The organism is Bombilactobacillus bombi (genome assembly GCF_003522965.1).
Classification (GTDB): Bacteria; Bacillota; Bacilli; order Lactobacillales; family Lactobacillaceae; genus Bombilactobacillus; species Bombilactobacillus bombi.
This window is the reverse complement of the sequence record NZ_CP031513.1, coordinates 1067800-1084061: the sequence shown is the minus strand read 5'-3', so window position 1 is coordinate 1084061 and position 16262 is coordinate 1067800. Positions and strand designations below refer to the sequence as shown.

General features: G+C 39.1%; 12 protein-coding genes. 9 read left to right on the top strand and 3 right to left on the bottom strand.

Annotated features, from left to right (window positions below):
- Positions 1 to 146: 146 nt before the first annotated feature.
- The 6 genes from DS830_RS05535 to DS830_RS05510 all read left to right on the top strand — a co-directional run bounded on the left by DS830_RS05535 (position 147) and on the right by DS830_RS05510 (position 10496).
- Positions 147 to 1085 carry an aspartate carbamoyltransferase catalytic subunit gene (locus DS830_RS05535; protein ID WP_118908560.1) on the top strand — a complete coding sequence of 313 codons (939 nt, stop codon included), beginning with the start codon at positions 147 to 149 and terminating at the stop codon, positions 1083 to 1085.
- Positions 1082 to 2365, top strand: a complete 1284-nt coding sequence (locus tag DS830_RS05530) for a dihydroorotase (RefSeq protein ID WP_118908559.1) — start codon at positions 1082 to 1084, stop codon at positions 2363 to 2365. Before DS830_RS05535 ends, DS830_RS05530 begins: the two co-directional genes overlap by 4 nt.
- Positions 2365 to 3459: a carbamoyl phosphate synthase small subunit gene (locus tag DS830_RS05525; protein WP_118908558.1), complete on the top strand. Its 1095-nt coding sequence runs from the start codon at positions 2365 to 2367 to the stop codon at positions 3457 to 3459. The genes DS830_RS05530 and DS830_RS05525 overlap by 1 nt, the downstream gene beginning before the upstream one ends.
- Complete coding sequence (carB, locus tag DS830_RS05520; RefSeq protein ID WP_118908557.1) at positions 3443 to 6616, top strand: carbamoyl-phosphate synthase large subunit; 3174 nt, start codon at positions 3443 to 3445, stop codon at positions 6614 to 6616. The genes DS830_RS05525 and carB overlap by 17 nt, the downstream gene beginning before the upstream one ends.
- Positions 6617 to 6625: 9 nt before the next feature.
- Positions 6626 to 7561, top strand: coding sequence for a dihydroorotate dehydrogenase (locus tag DS830_RS05515; RefSeq protein ID WP_118908556.1), 936 nt, complete (start codon positions 6626 to 6628; stop codon positions 7559 to 7561).
- Between the two features lie 199 nt (positions 7562 to 7760).
- Positions 7761 to 10496 (top strand): SLAP domain-containing protein, encoded by a 2736-nt coding sequence (locus tag DS830_RS05510; RefSeq protein ID WP_118908555.1) that lies wholly within the window; start codon positions 7761 to 7763, stop codon positions 10494 to 10496.
- Positions 10497 to 10745: 249 nt separating this feature from the next.
- Here DS830_RS05510 and galE read toward each other — a convergent pair whose 3' ends face one another.
- Positions 10746 to 11744 (bottom strand): UDP-glucose 4-epimerase GalE, encoded by a 999-nt coding sequence (gene galE / locus DS830_RS05505; protein WP_118900963.1) that lies wholly within the window; start codon positions 11742 to 11744, stop codon positions 10746 to 10748.
- Positions 11745 to 11930: 186 nt separating this feature from the next.
- Here galE and DS830_RS05500 point away from each other — a divergent pair, with 186 nt between their 5' ends.
- Positions 11931 to 13277, top strand: coding sequence for an NCS2 family permease (locus DS830_RS05500; RefSeq protein WP_118908554.1), 1347 nt, complete (start codon positions 11931 to 11933; stop codon positions 13275 to 13277).
- Between the two features lie 53 nt (positions 13278 to 13330).
- Here DS830_RS05500 and DS830_RS05495 read toward each other — a convergent pair whose 3' ends face one another.
- Positions 13331 to 13693: a hypothetical protein gene (locus DS830_RS05495; protein ID WP_118908553.1), complete on the bottom strand. Its 363-nt coding sequence runs from the start codon at positions 13691 to 13693 to the stop codon at positions 13331 to 13333.
- A gap of 67 nt (positions 13694 to 13760) precedes the next feature.
- Between DS830_RS05495 and DS830_RS05490 the strand changes: the two genes are divergently transcribed.
- Entirely contained in the window at positions 13761 to 14933 is a 1173-nt protein-coding gene (locus DS830_RS05490; RefSeq protein ID WP_118908552.1) for an MFS transporter, read from the top strand.
- Positions 14933 to 15694, top strand: a complete 762-nt coding sequence (locus tag DS830_RS05485) for a flavodoxin family protein (protein WP_118908551.1) — start codon at positions 14933 to 14935, stop codon at positions 15692 to 15694. Before DS830_RS05490 ends, DS830_RS05485 begins: the two co-directional genes overlap by 1 nt.
- A gap of 39 nt (positions 15695 to 15733) precedes the next feature.
- Here DS830_RS05485 and tpx read toward each other — a convergent pair whose 3' ends face one another.
- A complete protein-coding gene (tpx, locus tag DS830_RS05480) occupies positions 15734 to 16225 on the bottom strand; it encodes a thiol peroxidase (protein WP_118908550.1) in 492 nt (163 codons plus the stop codon).
- Positions 16226 to 16262 lie beyond the last annotated feature (37 nt).

The window sequence follows — 16262 nt, the reverse complement described above, 5'->3', positions numbered from 1 at the left end:
ACATTTGAATATTTTAACCAATTAATTGTTTCCCGTGAGGAACAGATGGGTTCTAAGATCGAAGTGCACCTAGCATCTTTGCAAGCAATAATTGGCGAAGATGTTAGGTGTTTTTTAATTGATTAAATTTGCAAAGGGGAAAAATCATGATTCACGATTTGGTCAATGTTAATCAATTATCACTCGAAGATGTTCGTCATTTAATTAATTTAGCTACAGCATTCAAGCAGGGAGCCCAAGTCCATTTGCGACAACCTGCTTACGCCATGAATTTATTCTTCGAAAACAGCACCCGCACGCATACAAGCTTTGAAATGGCTGAGCGCAAACTAGGCCTGCAAGTATTACCATTTGTTCCTAGTGCAAGCTCGATTACTAAAGGTGAGAGTTTATCAGATACAGTCAAAACCTTGCAGGCAATTGGCGTGAATTTAGCGGTTATTCGCCATCCCCAAAATGAATATTATCAACAATTGCTGGCGGATAATTTACAAATTAGCATCGCCAATGGCGGGGACGGTAGTGGCCAACACCCCTCACAATCATTATTAGATATTATTACTATTTTTGAAGAATTTAAGCATTTTGCTGGTTTGAAAGTTGGGATTGTAGGTGACTTGGCACATTCGCGCGTGGCTCGGTCTAATGCACAATTATTGCAGCGTTTAGGTGCGCAGATTTACTTTAGTGGTCCGAAGGTTTGGTTTGCAAAAGACCTACAGCAATGGGGACAATATCTCCCTCTGGAAGACTTAATTAAACAAGTTGACGTCTTAATGTTATTACGGGTGCAGCATGAACGCTTTGCACAAGTTGAAGAAGCAGACTTTAATGCACAAACTTATTATCAACAATATGGTCTCACTCCTGAGCGTTATCAACAATTGCAGCCACATACAATTATTATGCATCCCGCTCCAGTTAATCGGGGTGTGGAAATTGCTTCAGAATTAGTGGAAAGTCCACAATCGCGGATTTTTCGCCAAATGCAAAATGGCGTTTACGCTCGCATGGCAATTGTCGCACAATTATTAGCTAGTCAAGATATAATTGCAGACCAAGAATTAAAGGAGTTGAGCAAATGAAAATCTGTCTCAAAGGCGGTCAAGTTTTTGTTAATAACCATATCTCACGCCAAGATATATTGATTGATAATGATCGAATTAGCCAAATTGCTCCTCAGATTAATGGCTCCGAAGCGCAAATCGTACCCTTAAATCCCCAACAGGTCATTGCCCCAGGTTTTATTGATGTGCATGTGCACTTGAGAGAACCGGGTTTTACGCAAAAGGAAACCATCAAAACTGGTACCTTGGCGGCAGCGCATGGCGGTTATACGACAGTGGCTGCGATGCCTAATGTTAAACCAGTACCTGATACACCCTCAAAATTACAAGCAATGGTGCAGCTCAATCAACGTGAAGCCCAAGTCCATGTTTTACAGTATGCCAGCATTACTAAAGAACGCACTAGTGAACAGTTAGTCGATTTTGCAGGTATGAAAGCGGCTGGAGCTTTTGGCTTTAGTAATGATGGTAGTGGCGTTCAAAGCGCTAATACTATGTATCAAGCTATGCAAGCAGCCCATCAAGTTAACTTGCCGCTCATGGCCCATATTGAAGATGAAAGTTTAATGAATCAAGGGGTAATGAATGCCGGTGCCACCGCGCAACGCTTAGGTTTACCTGGTATTTTGCCCGTTGCAGAAACTGCTCAGTTAGCTCGTGACTTAGAATTAGCTGCGGCCACTGGCGTTCACTATCATGCTTGTCATGTATCAACAGCTAATAGTGTAGCCTTAATTCGTTTTGCCAAGCAGCGGCATTTGCACGTCAGTGCTGAAGTTGCGCCTCATCATCTGTTACTAGATGAATCCATGATTACTAAAGATAATCCTCAATTAAAAATGAATCCGCCTTTGCGGACCTTAAGTGATCGCCAAGCTTTGTTGGCTGGATTATTAGACGGCACGATTGACATGATTGCCACTGATCATGCACCACACACAGTTGCTGACAAAGCAGGCTCAATGAAGACGGCAGCCTTTGGCATTACCGGTTTAGAAACTAGTTTTCCACTCTTATATACCCACTTAGTTCAGCCGGGTATTTGTTCATTAGCACAATTAATTCAATGGCTCAGTGTTAAACCTGCACAAGTTTTCAATTTAACTCAAGCGGGTCAGCTAGCAAGTGGATTGCCAGCTGATTTAACCATTTTAAATGTGCAAGACGAAACAACAATTACAGCACAACATATGTATTCCCAGGGATTAAATTCGCCCTTTATTGGTGCGCCAGTAACAGCAACAATTCAAGCAACGATGGTTGGCGGACAATGGGTTTATCGAAAGGAGCAAGCATAATGAAACGCTACTTAGTCTTAGAAGATGGCAGTATCTATCCTGGTTGGGCTTTTGGTGCGCCTGGTGAAACCATCGGCGAGTTGGTCTTTAATACAGGCATGTCAGGTTATCAAGAATCAATAACCGACCAATCCTACAATGGGGAAATCTTGATGTTTACTTATCCATTGATTGGCAATTATGGGATTAATCGGGATGATGATGAATCTTTGCAGCCGACCTGCCAAGCAGTGGTTGTACATGAATTAGCACGTCGCCCCAGCAATTGGCGCCAAACTTTAAGCTTGGATGAATATCTGAAAATTCATCAAATCCCCGGCATTTGTGGAATTGATACACGGGCTGTAACTCGACATATTCGCCAACAAGGAGCCTTAAAAGCAGCCATTGTTAATCAAGTGAATGACAACACCATTCAAAATTTACAACACCAGCAATTACCTCATAACCAAGTAGCAATGAGTACGACTAAAAATCCTTATCCTGGTCCAGCTACAGGACATAAGGTCGTTGTTGTAGACTTTGGTTTGAAAAATTCTATTTTACGGCAATTAGCTCAACGCAATTGTAACTTTACGGTTGTTCCGGCTGACAGTACCGCAGCAGAAATTTTAAACTTAAATCCTGATGGAGTTTTATTAAGTAACGGCCCTGGTGATCCTAAAGATGTACCGCAAGCTTTGGAAATGATTCGCACAGTAGAACAACAAGTTCCGTTATTTGGAATTTGTCTAGGGCATCAGCTATTTGCCTTGGCTAATGGAGCTGATACTTATAAGTTGAAATTCGGTCATCGCGGTTTTAATCATCCAGTGCGCAATTTAGCTACTGGTAATATTGCTTTTACTTCGCAAAATCATGGTTATGCGGTTAGTCGGCAGTCTTTAACGGCGACAAATTTGAAAGTAACTCACGAAGAAATTAACGATCAAACCGTTGAAGGTCTGCAGCATCAACAATATCCAGCCTTTTCCGTCCAATTTCATCCGGATGCTGCACCCGGACCACATGATGCAGCCGCATTATTCGATCAATTTATTCAATTAATGGATAACAATTCACAACAGGAGGCTTCCCATGACACAGCGTACTGACATTCATAAAATAATGGTTATTGGTTCTGGTCCGATTATTATTGGCCAAGCTGCTGAATTTGATTACTCGGGCACGCAAGCGTGTCTAGCTTTGAAAGAATTAGGTTATCAAGTAGTCTTAGTTAACTCTAATCCGGCCACTATTATGACAGACAAAAAAATCGCCGATAAGGTTTATTTGGAACCTTTAACCTTAGAATTTGTGTCGCAAATTCTGCGCAAGGAATTGCCTGAAGCCATTTTGCCTACTTTAGGTGGCCAACAAGGACTGAATATGGCAGTAGCTTTAGCTGAATCTGGGATTTTAGATGAATTGCAGATTGAATTGTTGGGAACCAAGTTATCAGCAATCAAACAAGCTGAAGATCGCGAAGAATTTCGGACATTAATGCAAGAATTACATGAACCTGTACCTGGATCAGCCATTGCTCATACGACTGCTGAAGCAATCGCTTTTGCGCAAGATGTAGGCTATCCAGTAATTGTGCGTCCGGCCTTTACCATGGGTGGCAGTGGCGGTGGGATTGCATCTAATGAGAGTGAATTAGCTACCATTGCGGAAAATGGTTTAGCACTTTCCCCCGTGACGCAAATATTAGTTGAGCAAAGTATTGCCGGTTTCAAAGAAATTGAATTTGAAGTTATGCGCGATCATGCAGATAACGCTCTGGTAGTCTGCAATATGGAAAACTTTGATCCCGTGGGTATTCATACCGGTGATTCGATTGTCTATGCGCCTGTTCAGACCTTATCTGATCGGGAAGTACAGATGTTGCGGGATGTCTCTTTGAAAATTATCCGGGCTTTAAAAATCGAAGGTGGCTGTAACGTCCAGTTGGCATTAGATCCACATAGTTATCAATATTATGTAATCGAAGTTAACCCGCGGGTGAGCCGCTCGAGTGCTCTAGCTTCAAAAGCTACAGGCTACCCGATTGCGAAAATGGCTGCCAAAATTGCAGTCGGTTTAACTCTTGATGAAATTAAAAATCCCGTAACAAAAACCACTTACGCAGAATTTGAACCAGCTTTAGATTATGTAGTCTGCAAAATTCCCCGTTGGCCATTTGATAAATTTACCCAAGCTGATCGGCAATTAGGCACCCAGATGAAAGCTACAGGCGAGGTAATGGCGATTGGACGTAATATTGAAGAAGCTACCTTAAAAGCGGTTCGGTCATTAGAAATTGGCTTAGTAGACCTGCACAAACCTGAATTAACAGCCTTAAGTGCATCAGAATTAGAACAGGGGTTAACACATCCGCAAGATGATCGGTTATTTTATCTTGCAGAAGCCTTACGACGCGGCTATTCTTTAGAAAAGTTAAATCAATTAACGCAAATTAATATCTTCTTTTTAGACAAATTGCTCCATATTCAAGAAATTGAAGCTCAATTAAAGCAACACCCTCAAGATGTGGACACCTTGACACTCGCCAAAGCCAACGGCCTCACTGATGAAACCATTGCCCGTCAATGGCAAATGACTCCCCAAGCTGTGCGGCAATGGCGGCTGCGACAGCAAATTACGCCAGTCTATAAAATGGTTGATACCTGCGCAGGTGAATTTGCAGCTTCAACGCCTTATTTTTACGGAACTTATGAGCAAGAAAATGAAAGTCACCCTAGCTCTAAGCCGTCCATCTTAGTCTTAGGCTCAGGACCAATCCGTATTGGACAAGGGGTTGAATTTGATTATGCGACCGTCCATTGTGTCCAAGCAATTCAAAGTGCTGGTTATGAAGCAATTATTATTAATAATAATCCAGAAACTGTTTCAACTGATTTTTCCATTTCGGATAAGTTGTATTTTGAACCTTTAAGTTTAGAAGATGTTTTAAACGTTATTGACCTTGAACAGCCCCAAGGAGTGATTGTACAATTTGGCGGACAAACGGCTATTAACTTGGCCGAACCATTAGCCCAAGCAGGTGTTCCAATTATCGGTACTACTGTAGCTGATATTAATCGTGCTGAAGACCGAGACGAATTTGACCAAGTAATTAAAGCCTTAAAAATTCCTCAACCAGTGGGTGATACCGCTAATGATGAAGCAACTTCCCTCAAAATTGCTGCGCGCATCGGTTATCCTGTTTTGGTACGTCCCAGCTATGTCTTAGGTGGACGAGCCATGGAAATTGTGCATAATGAAGCTGACTTGCGCCATTACATGCATAATGCGGTGCAAGTTTCACATGAACATCCGGTCTTAATTGATCAGTATTTAGTCGGTAAAGAATGCGAAGTAGACGCTATCTGTGATGGTCAAGATGTGTTGATTCCGGGTATTATGGAACATATTGAACGCGCAGGAGTGCACTCTGGCGATTCTATGGCTGTTTATCCCAGCCAGCATATTTCTGCTACTGTCAAACAACAAATTGTTCAATATACCACACAATTAGCGTACAGTTTAAATTGCTTGGGGATGATGAATATTCAATTTATCATTCGCGATGAACAAGCTTATGTTATTGAAGTTAATCCGCGTGCCAGCCGAACAGTGCCTTTTTTAAGTAAGGTGACTGATATTCCGATGGCGCAAGTTGCAACAAAGGCAATTTTAGGTACTAGTCTGCAAGCTCAAGGTTATCAAGATGGACTAGTGGCAGAAGGCAAGATGATTCATGTGAAAGCTCCCGTCTTTTCATTTGCTAAATTAGCTCGAGTTGATAGCTTGTTAGGGCCAGAAATGAAATCCACAGGTGAAGTCATGGGAAGCGATTATACCTTGTCCAAAGCCCTTTATAAAGCTTTTGCAGCTGCCAAAACAAATGTACCACAACATGGCACTATCTTGATGACCGTAAAAGATGAAGACAAAGACGAAGCAATTAAACTCGCTCAGCGTTTTCATGAATTAGGCTTTCAACTAGTGGCTACTCATGGTACGGCCCAAGCACTCCATGAAGCTGGCTTGCAAGCTGACGCCGTCGCCAAAATTACAGAAAATTCGAATTTATTGGATTTAATTACGAATCACCAAGTACAATTGGTAGTTAATACGGTTTCTAATGAACAAGCTAGTGCCACCGATGGTGTTTTAATTCGGCAAACAGCTATTGCTCATGAAGTACCGTTATTCACAGCTTTAGATACTGTAGACGCCATTTTGCAAGTGTTGGAAGCTCAGTCCTTTGTCACTCAAGCTTTATAGGAGGAGAATATGAATCGCTTAGCAGTTAACTTACCGCAAATCACCTTAAAAAATCCCATCATGCCCGCCAGTGGCACTGCGGCTTATGGTCAAGAAATGGCCCAAAACTTTGATTTAAACACTCTGGGTGCTTTAGTTATTAAGTCAACTACTGCAACTGCACGCGCCGGGAATGCACGACCAACAACGGCGCAAATGACTGGTGGTTGGCTTAATGCCATTGGTCTCAAGAACCCGGGAATTGAGACTGTTTTAACAGAGCAATTGCCCTGGTTAGCACAACATTATCCGACCTTGCCCATTGTCGGCAGTGTTGCTGGTTCAACCGTAGAAGAATATGTGACCGTGGCACAACAAATGGCTACGGCTGACAATGTTAAATGGCTTGAAATTAATATTTCTTGTCCCAACGTGGAACAAGGAGGACTAGCCTTTGGAACAGATCCCCAAACAGTTGAGCAATTAACGCGCCAAATTGGCCAAGTGGTCAATAAGCCAGTCTTTATGAAGCTGACACCCAATGTCACTGATATCGTACCGATTGCGCTAGCGGCCGAGCGTGGGGGTGCTAGTGGATTAACAATGATTAATACCTTAACTGGTTTAGGCTTTGACTTAAAAACACGCCAGTCAATTTTGGCTCATGGGACAGGCGGATTATCTGGCAGTGCCCTGCATCCGCTAGCTGTTCGCATGATTCGCCAAGTTCGGACAGTAACTCGGTTACCGATTATTGGCGTGGGCGGTGTGGAAAGTGCAGCCGACGCTTTGGAACTATTAGTTGCCGGCGCTAATGCGGTACAAGTCGGCAGTGCTACCTACCACCAAGCTGATGCTTGCTGTCAAATTATTCATGATTTGCCTCAGGCGATGGATAAATATCAAATTACTAATTTACAGGACTTAATCACAGAAATTCAAACTAGTATTGCACCTTCAAATTAAGAAGGTGCTTTTTATGTTGAGATGGCTTAATTAGCACTTTTATGGGGAATATTTTTATGATAAACTCAATTTAGATGGCTAATATAAAAAAGGAACTCGTTTATAAAAGCGGTTTCCTTAATCTTGGTCATGTTAGTGATGATTAATTTGGGGAGAACAATTAAAACATCACCACAATTATTGAGGAGGAAAATTTATAATGAAAAAAACCACGCTAGTTAGCTCTAGCATCATTGCAGCGTCCTTGTTTGGCGCTGCTCTAATAGCTCCACCAATGAACGTTAATCCACTGCAACCGCAAGTGGTGCAAGCAGATTCTTTGGTACAAGATGATGAAGATGCTTTAAAAACGACACTTGAAAACATGTTTGTGAAAGATAATAAGTATAACGTTCTACATTATAATGAGTTCAAAAATCTTGGTTTAAATTTTATTGATAATATGCCAGTGGCCAATAATAAGGACTTTTTTGACCCTACTGATTCTATTAATGGTGCACTTATATTTAATTCTTCAACTAATAAATACAGCATTAATTCGATTGATATTAATAGTGCATTTAGACCTAATCAGCCGGGTTTTGAAATACAAAATGGTAAGTCACTTTTAAAAAATTTGAAATTTACTATTAGTGCCGTAGCTAAAATTCATAATGGAGGATCTTATCCTCTCACGAGTGGAAATCCATATTCTGATAGTGTTATAACGACCGATATACGTTTGTCTGGTGGAGATATTGAATTAACATACCACATTACTGGTGATAATGGATTTGAAGTTGATGCAGTAGGTACAATGAGTTATGACAATAGTCCTATCAATTTTAATAAACGTAATTCTGATTATTATGATGATGTAGATCCTAAAAAATTAATTGAATTAAGTAAAAAACCAGATGTTTTAGCCAATGGTTATGATGTCGATAAAATGACACCTTATACTGATGGATTGCAAAAACTTTATGATGATAGTGATAAAGAAGTTGACGAAAACTCTCCAATTAAACAAGGAATGTACACACAATACATCACGATTAATTTTAAAAAATTATTTGAACAAGAAGTTCATAATGGTTATGAAATTCTCATAAGTCATGGTAATTTAAAGGTGGGTGGAAATAATATCTATGACTATAGAAATACAACAAATCCACATTTTGATGCCACAAACGGTACTTTGACCTACACAAGAACATTCAATGTTATAAATGATCAACAAGAAATAAAACCAGTTGAAGTAGCATGTGTTGAGAATCCAGTTAAGATAGATGAAGGTACAACTAAAACAGGCTTACAAAACACAATAAAAGACAAATTGAAAGTTGAAAAAGGGACAACAGTTAAAGATATTAAAGATGTAGTCAAATTTGGTAAATTGTTTAAGGGTGATAAAGAATATACTAGCGACAAGTTAACAGCCGATAATGATTATGAACAAGAGGTTGAACTGAATCTTAAGGATTTATTAGGATCAAATTATATGGATGCAGTAAACGATAATAAAGTAACAATTAATGGAAAGCCAGTTACAAGCTCAGATATTAAGGGAGATGTATATACTTTCAAACAAAAAGTTGAAGCTAATGCTTTGGTACCATCAAAGCCTGTATTTAACGCTCAACCAGATACAAATTATAAAAAATTTGATGATATTGATGAAGGTACTCCTGTGAGTGATTTCAACAAGATTGGTTTATTGCGTATAAAAGGTGAAAATGACGACGAAACATCGGTATTAACAGCAAAAGGTAATGTCAAATTTGGAGCAATAAAAGATGATAATGACAAGTACTATCAAGGTATTTATCTGCAACCTGGAACCTATCACCAACAAGTAACTATTCATGTTGGCAAAATTTTAGATAATAATTATAGTGCTTTCCAATTAGATAAGAAGCCAGTTACACCTGATGGAAAAGGTGATTACACTTATACACGAGACATTACAGTCAACCAACTCGATTCTATTAGTATTAGTACTATAAGTGCAATAAATGATGATAAAGACATTGAAAGTAAAATTAAGGAAAGTATTACAGGCTTAAAAGGAAAAACCAACTGGGATCAAAGCTTGCAGAATAATACATCAATTAAAGATAGTGGTAAGAAAGATCATCAAGATGGTAATCCAATTTATACAGTAACTATTGATTTGCATGCACTTTTAGGAAATAGTAAATATGACAAGTTCATTAATGCTCATAAAATATCTATTAATAAGGACAATCAGACAACGCCAGTTTCACTAGATTCTGACGGTAACTATACGTATCAAGTAACGGTTAAAAAAGCTAGTGGTGGTAATAGTAACAAACCTTCCCAGCCGGGCTCTAAGCCTTCTACTCCGAGTCAGCCTACTCAACCTACGCAGCCAGTTAATCCATCTCCAGCACCACAGCCAACAGCACCAGCAGTTGTAACTCCTACCCAACCTACACCTGATAATAAACCGGCTGTTACTGATGAAGATTTAAATGGTGTTGTAACTATTTTAAATGGTTCATCATTCCAATATGCTCAGATTTTTGATGATAATGGTAATGTGGTAGTTGATCGTTATCTAGCTTTAAATAGTGCTTGGAAGACTGATCGGCGGCGTTTAATTAATGGAACTTATTATTATCGGGTTTCGACTCATGAGTATGTCAGATTAGATCAAGTAATTTATACAGATACTCCTACCAAGTCAACGTGGATTGATACTGGGATTACCCGCTCTGATATGGCAGCTAATGTTTTTCAAGTGACAGAACCGCAAGCTTATCTTTGGGAAATATCTGCTGATGGCCAACGCCTCAATCAAAAACCTGATCGCTTGTTGGTAACTGGCAGCAGCTGGAAAACTGGTCAAAAGCTAGTTATTGATGGTGCAACCTTCTATCAAGTTTCTACTAATGAATGGGTCAAAGAAACTAAAGGTTATCTAGTTAAATAATTTGCTTAATGCTTGTTAGTGTTGGTTAAGAATCAACACTAACAAGCATTTTTTATATATAAAAAGACCTCGCAATTGCGAGGTCTTTATTTATTTAAATTATTGAGGGGGGTTCAATATTTAAATTATTTTTATTTTGGGGAGGGAGATAAGAAACAAGTTATTTCTTATCAACTTACAAACCATATTATAGTGAGTAGTTGTGAAGTAGTAATTGTTAAAATGTGAAAAAAGTATGACTTTTAGCATTTATTTATCTTGATATCCCTGCGGGTGCTTTTGTTTCCAAGTCCAAGCAGTTTGAATAATATCGTGAATGTTATCATATTGCGGCTTCCATCCTAAGACTTTTTTTGCTCGACTGCTATCAGCTACTAAAATATCAGGATCGCCACCTCGGCGTGGCGCAAATTCAGCAGGAATTTCTTTATTGGTAACTGTGCGGGCTGCCTGCAAAATTTCTTGCACAGAAAATCCATGACTGGATCCTAGATTAAAGGCATCACTTGGATTGCCCGCTTGCAAATATTTCAAAGCTAAGATATGTGCCTGCGCTAAGTCGATGATATGCACATAATCACGAACGTTGGTTCCATCAGGAGTTTGATAGTCATTACCATAAATTTTTAATTTATCTTGTTCGCCCATGGCCGTCCGCAAGATAATGGGAATAAGATGGGTCTCCGGTTGGTGATCCTCACCAATTGAGCCATCAGCTAAAGCCCCCGCAGCATTGAAATAACGAAGGGCAACTGACTTAATTCCGTATGCTTGATCGACCCATTTCATCATTTGTTCCATCATTAATTTACTTTCACCATAAGGATTGATAGGTTTTTGAGGTGAATTATCGCCAACTGGACTTTGTTCTGGTTGACCAAAGGTTGCCGCTGTGGACGAAAAGACTAAGTATTTGATAGCATGCGCTTGCATTGCTTCAAAGAGCTTGATCATGCCAATCACATTATTATCAAAATATTTTAAAGGATTTTGAACAGATTCAGGTACAATGGAAAAGGCGTCCATATGGATAACTGCTGTGATATTCTCTTTAGTAAATACTTCATCTAAAAATTGCCCATCTCGAGTATCACCTTCATAAAAGCGTGCCTGCGGGTTGACGGCTTTACGATGTCCCGTGGAAAGATTATCCACAATGACCACATCATATCCGTCTGTAATTAATTGATGAACCATGTGGGAACCAATATACCCAGCGCCACCGGCTACCATAATTGTTTCTGCCATAACTCTACCTCCAAAGTTTAAATTGTCTTTAGTTTATCATATTTCTCAACTAATGTTACTAAGCAAAATACGAACTATATATTACCTAAAATCAAAAATATTTCTCAATTAGCTTGGAATTTACACATTTATTCGTTATAATAGAATTTGTTTTTGATAATACATGAACATTTGGAGGAGTTAGTCATGGGAGATAATTCCCAAAAAATAAACGATAACATCTTAGAACGAACTTTTGATTTAAAAGCTAATCAAACAACAGTTCGCCAAGAAATTGTGGCAGGAACGACGATTTTTGTGGCAATGTCTTATATTTTATTTGTTAATCCGACAGTTTTAGGCGCGACTGGCATGGATCAAGGGGCGATTTTTGTTGCGACGGCGCTTGCGGCGATTATTGGTTGTTTGGCAACGGCCTTTTTAGCTAATTATCCAATTGCCATTGCACCTTCTTTAGGTAGTAATGCCTTTTTTGCTTATACTGTAGTTTTGGGGATGAAAGTGCCATGGCAAACAGCGCTTGCGGGCGTTTTTGTGGCTTCCATTTTATTTTTATTAGTGACTATTTTTAAAGTGCGGGAAAAGATTATTAATAATATTCCTGCAGATTTAAAATCGGCGATTGCTGCCGGGATTGGTTTATTTGTGGCTTTTGTGGGTTTGCAAAATGGTGGTTTGGTCCAAACGGATAAGTCAACTTTATTAACCATTACGAATTTTCATAATCCTACTGTCTGGTTAACGGTTTTTGGTTTGGTTTTAACTTTAATCTTAGTAGCTAAAAAAGTTCCCGCTAACATGTTAATCGGGATGGCAGTTACTTCAATTGTTGGCATTGTAACAGGTTTAATTAAAATGCCCCATGCGATTGTGGCTCCTATTCCTAGTTTGAAGCCGACTTTTGGGCAGGCTCTTTTTCATATTCAAGATGTCTTTAATCCGCAAATGATTACGGTGGTTATTATCTTCTTCCTTGTCGCTTTCTTCGATACTACAGGTACAGTGGTTGGCTTATTAGAGCAGGCTGGATTAATGAAGCGGGGTGAAAAAGTTTCGCCTCGAGTTGGCAAAGCATTATTAAGTGACGCGACGGCGATGATTGGTTCTTCGATTTTTGGTAGTTCACCAACGTCCGCGTATGTTGAGTCTTCTACTGGGATTGCTGTGGGTGGCCGGACTGGTTTAACGTCTTTGACAGTGGCCGTGTTCTTTGCTGCAAGTTTGTTCTTTTCACCTTTATTAGCTGTGGTAACTTCGCAAGTAACAGCACCCATTATGATTATTGTAGGTTCTTATATGGTGAAGTCGTTAGGCAACATTGATTGGAGTAAGTTTGAAAGTGCGTTTCCAGCTTTTGTTACAATTGCCGGAATGCCTTTGTTTTATGATATTTCTTATGGATTTGCTTTTGGTGTGATGTCGTATGTCATTATTATGGTTGCTGAAGGCAAAGCCAAAAAAGTCCATCCTATTATGTATTTGGCATTTGTTGTGTTCTTATTCTTATTAATTGCAATGAATCAAGCTCATTAAAATCCACTAAATAATAAAAAGCTAGAGCAATTTTGCTCTAGCTTTTTTGTGAATTAACGATGTTGTGCGCGGTAATTGCCTGGTTGAGCAGATTTACCGCGTTGATGCTGATATTTAATTGGATGTGGGGTTTCTAATTGGAAATGGCGCATTTTAGTGGGAGTGGGTAGCCCAGCTAATTTTTGAGTTTGCCATTGGGCTAATTGTTGTGCCATTAAAGCCGCTTGTTGGGCTCTTTGGGGATTATGTTCTTGTTGTTGAGCTACGGGAATTACTTGTTGGCGCAAATAGTTAATTTGTTTTTGATTATATGCGATAATTTCAGGAGTAAGCGGTGCGTTTAAATATTGGTTAACAAGTTTTTCTAGATAGCGTAAAGCATCTTTCGTATTCTGTGGCTGATATTGGTTGTTCATCTTTGCTATCCTTTCTGCATTTGCGTTATGATATTAATTATAGACGATTATAACGCTGGAGGGAAAAATGAAACAAGTTCGGTTAAGACCATTAATGGCAGTTGCTTTTTTGAATGAAACAGCTTACAGCATGATGTGGCCGCTGGCAACGATTTATTTGAATACTATTTTACATAAATCCTTAACAGTTGCGGGAATGGCTTTATTTTGCTTTTCGGTGGCTAATGTGATTGGTTCTGTGGTTTTGGGAAAGCTTTACGATAAATTCAACCAGTATAAATTAACCATTACGGGAATGGCTTTGTGTGTCCTTATTTGTGCTGTAGGTATTTGGATTGAAGGCTGGCCTGCTTATCCCATTATTTTAACTGCGTTTGGTTTTACTTCCGGCTGGCTGACGACGGCAGTGAATGTCTATGGAACCTTAATACCTGGCAAGTCTACGACGAAAGTTTTTAATGAAGTTTATTTGGTTTTAAATGTGGGTTTAGTGGTCGGTACAATGATTATTAGTGAAGTCTTTCATCGCTCGATTGCCCCAATTTTTCTTTTGGCTACAGGTATTTACGGGTTATCCTTAGTAGTATTGTTGCTTTATTTTCCTCGCCAGCGGGTGGATTATCTCAATCATGCTGTGACACGAGTAGATGTGGAAAGAAAAACAAATATTGGTTCTACTAGTCGCTTATTTGCGTTGTCCTTTTTATCTTTAGTAGTGATGTGGATGATGTATTCACAATGGGAATCGAACTTTTCTGTGTATTTAATTGATCTCGGTTTTCCATTGCGGGTTTATAGTATTTTGTGGGCAGTCAATGGAGTAGTTATTATTATTGTTCAGGGATTACTGTCTCGTTTTCCAAATATGATTAAAAGTTTATTCAACCGAGTGAATATTGGCTTGTTCTTCTTAGCGATTTCTTATTTTGTGACGGTAGTTAGCCATAATGTAGTGTACATTTATTTAGGGATGATTCTCTTAACAATTGGTGAAGCAATTTATGTGCCCAGCGTTCCAGTAATTATTGATAATTGGTCGCCAGCTACGGTCAAAGGGCGCAATCAAGGTTTAGTAGGAGGATTTTCTTCAGTTGGACGCGCGCTAGGACCAGTATTTGGCGGGATGGTAATTGATCATTCATCTTTTCGAGTTTTATTCATTATTGCGGGGATAGCCATGGTGGTAATTACGATTATGAATTATTGGAATAATTTGCAATTCAAAGAGGCGAATAAATAGTGAAAGTCTTAGGAATTTTAGGTGCACAAGATAGACATGGCATCACAGCTCAATTATTAGATCAAGTTTTAACTAATGTTGTTGATAATGTTGAAACTGAAACTATTTTCTTAGAAGATTATCAAATTCATGCCACCGGCGTGCAAACTAATAATGATTTGAACTTAATTGTTGCTAAAATGGCTGCCAGTGATGTGTGGGTGCTAGCTGCACCTACTTATTGGCGTGGCTTAGCTGGTATTATGAAAAAGCTGTTAGATTGTTTGCGTCCTAAGTTAGTCTATTTTAAGTCCAATGGGGATACTATTCCGGGTCCCTTTAAGAATAAACATTATTTAACAATTACTGATTGTTATGCAAGCACTTTGGAAAATTATCTAACAGGTATCACAGATGAAACTTTTAAGACTGTTGATCGCGTAATGAGTGCTGCTGGTGTTATTAAAATTGGAGAAATTGTTTGTCCGAACACCTTGCATCTGCAAAGTTTGCCCGTCTCCAAAAAGCGTTTGTGCGCTTGTTATGGACAAAAAATCTCCCACCGTACTAGAAAGGATGATTCGACTGTGAAACGTTATTTGCAATTGTTTGTAATGGTGGCTATGATGGCGCTTTTGACAATGATAATTCAACTAGGATTAAAAGAAGTTTTGCCTTTAGATAATTTTTGGTGGAATTATTTAAGTTTTACGTTGATTTTCTTCATATTATTGGCATGTATCTTACATTTTGCAACATATGTAAAACATCGACGTCGCTAATAAAAAAGCTGGAAAAAATTTTTCCAGCTTTTTTGGTTACTAGTTTTGATTGATTTGATCTAATACTTGGTTGTACTTAGGTTCGTTGGTCATTTCACTGACAACTTCACGGTAAGTAATCTGTCCATCTGGATTGATTACCCAAACGGAACGTGCCAATAAACCAGAATCATCCATCAACAGATTAGTTTGTTGGCCAAAGTTTTGTTTGACATCTGAGAGCAGTTGCATCTTCTTGACATTTTGTGCAGCGCACCACTGCGCTTGTTGTTCAGGAGTATTAGTCGAAATTGTGACAAAGTTAATGCCTGCATATTGATCCACTTCTTCATTAAAGTGCTTTGTTTGCAAGCTGCAAACACTCGTGTTGATGTTAGGTACAACACTAATCAATAGTGGCTGATCTAATAAATCAGCTAGTTGCACTTTTTCTCCGGCACGATTAGTCACTGTAAAATTAGGAAATTGTTCTCCAATTTCGGGAATGTCTGTCAACGTTGCAAATGGTTTGTCATGACGCGTAATCTTCATATTTCATCACCTCGGTATCATTATAACTGATTCAACG

What these genes read in the sequence shown, in the direction of transcription:
- DS830_RS05535 (WP_118908560.1), top strand. Translation starts at nt 147, where the DNA reads ATGATTCACGATTTGGTCAATGTTAATCAATTATCACTCGAAGATGTT.
- DS830_RS05530 (WP_118908559.1), top strand. Translation starts at nt 1,082, where the DNA reads ATGAAAATCTGTCTCAAAGGCGGTCAAGTTTTTGTTAATAACCATATC.
- DS830_RS05525 (WP_118908558.1), top strand. Translation starts at nt 2,365, where the DNA reads ATGAAACGCTACTTAGTCTTAGAAGATGGCAGTATCTATCCTGGTTGG.
- carB (WP_118908557.1), top strand. Translation starts at nt 3,443, where the DNA reads ATGACACAGCGTACTGACATTCATAAAATAATGGTTATTGGTTCTGGT.
- DS830_RS05515 (WP_118908556.1), top strand. Translation starts at nt 6,626, where the DNA reads ATGAATCGCTTAGCAGTTAACTTACCGCAAATCACCTTAAAAAATCCC.
- DS830_RS05510 (WP_118908555.1), top strand. Translation starts at nt 7,761, where the DNA reads ATGAAAAAAACCACGCTAGTTAGCTCTAGCATCATTGCAGCGTCCTTG.
- galE (WP_118900963.1), bottom strand. Translation starts at nt 11,744, where the DNA reads ATGGCAGAAACAATTATGGTAGCCGGTGGCGCTGGGTATATTGGTTCC.
- DS830_RS05500 (WP_118908554.1), top strand. Translation starts at nt 11,931, where the DNA reads ATGGGAGATAATTCCCAAAAAATAAACGATAACATCTTAGAACGAACT.
- DS830_RS05495 (WP_118908553.1), bottom strand. Translation starts at nt 13,693, where the DNA reads ATGAACAACCAATATCAGCCACAGAATACGAAAGATGCTTTACGCTAT.
- DS830_RS05490 (WP_118908552.1), top strand. Translation starts at nt 13,761, where the DNA reads ATGAAACAAGTTCGGTTAAGACCATTAATGGCAGTTGCTTTTTTGAAT.
- tpx (WP_118908550.1), bottom strand. Translation starts at nt 16,225, where the DNA reads ATGAAGATTACGCGTCATGACAAACCATTTGCAACGTTGACAGACATT.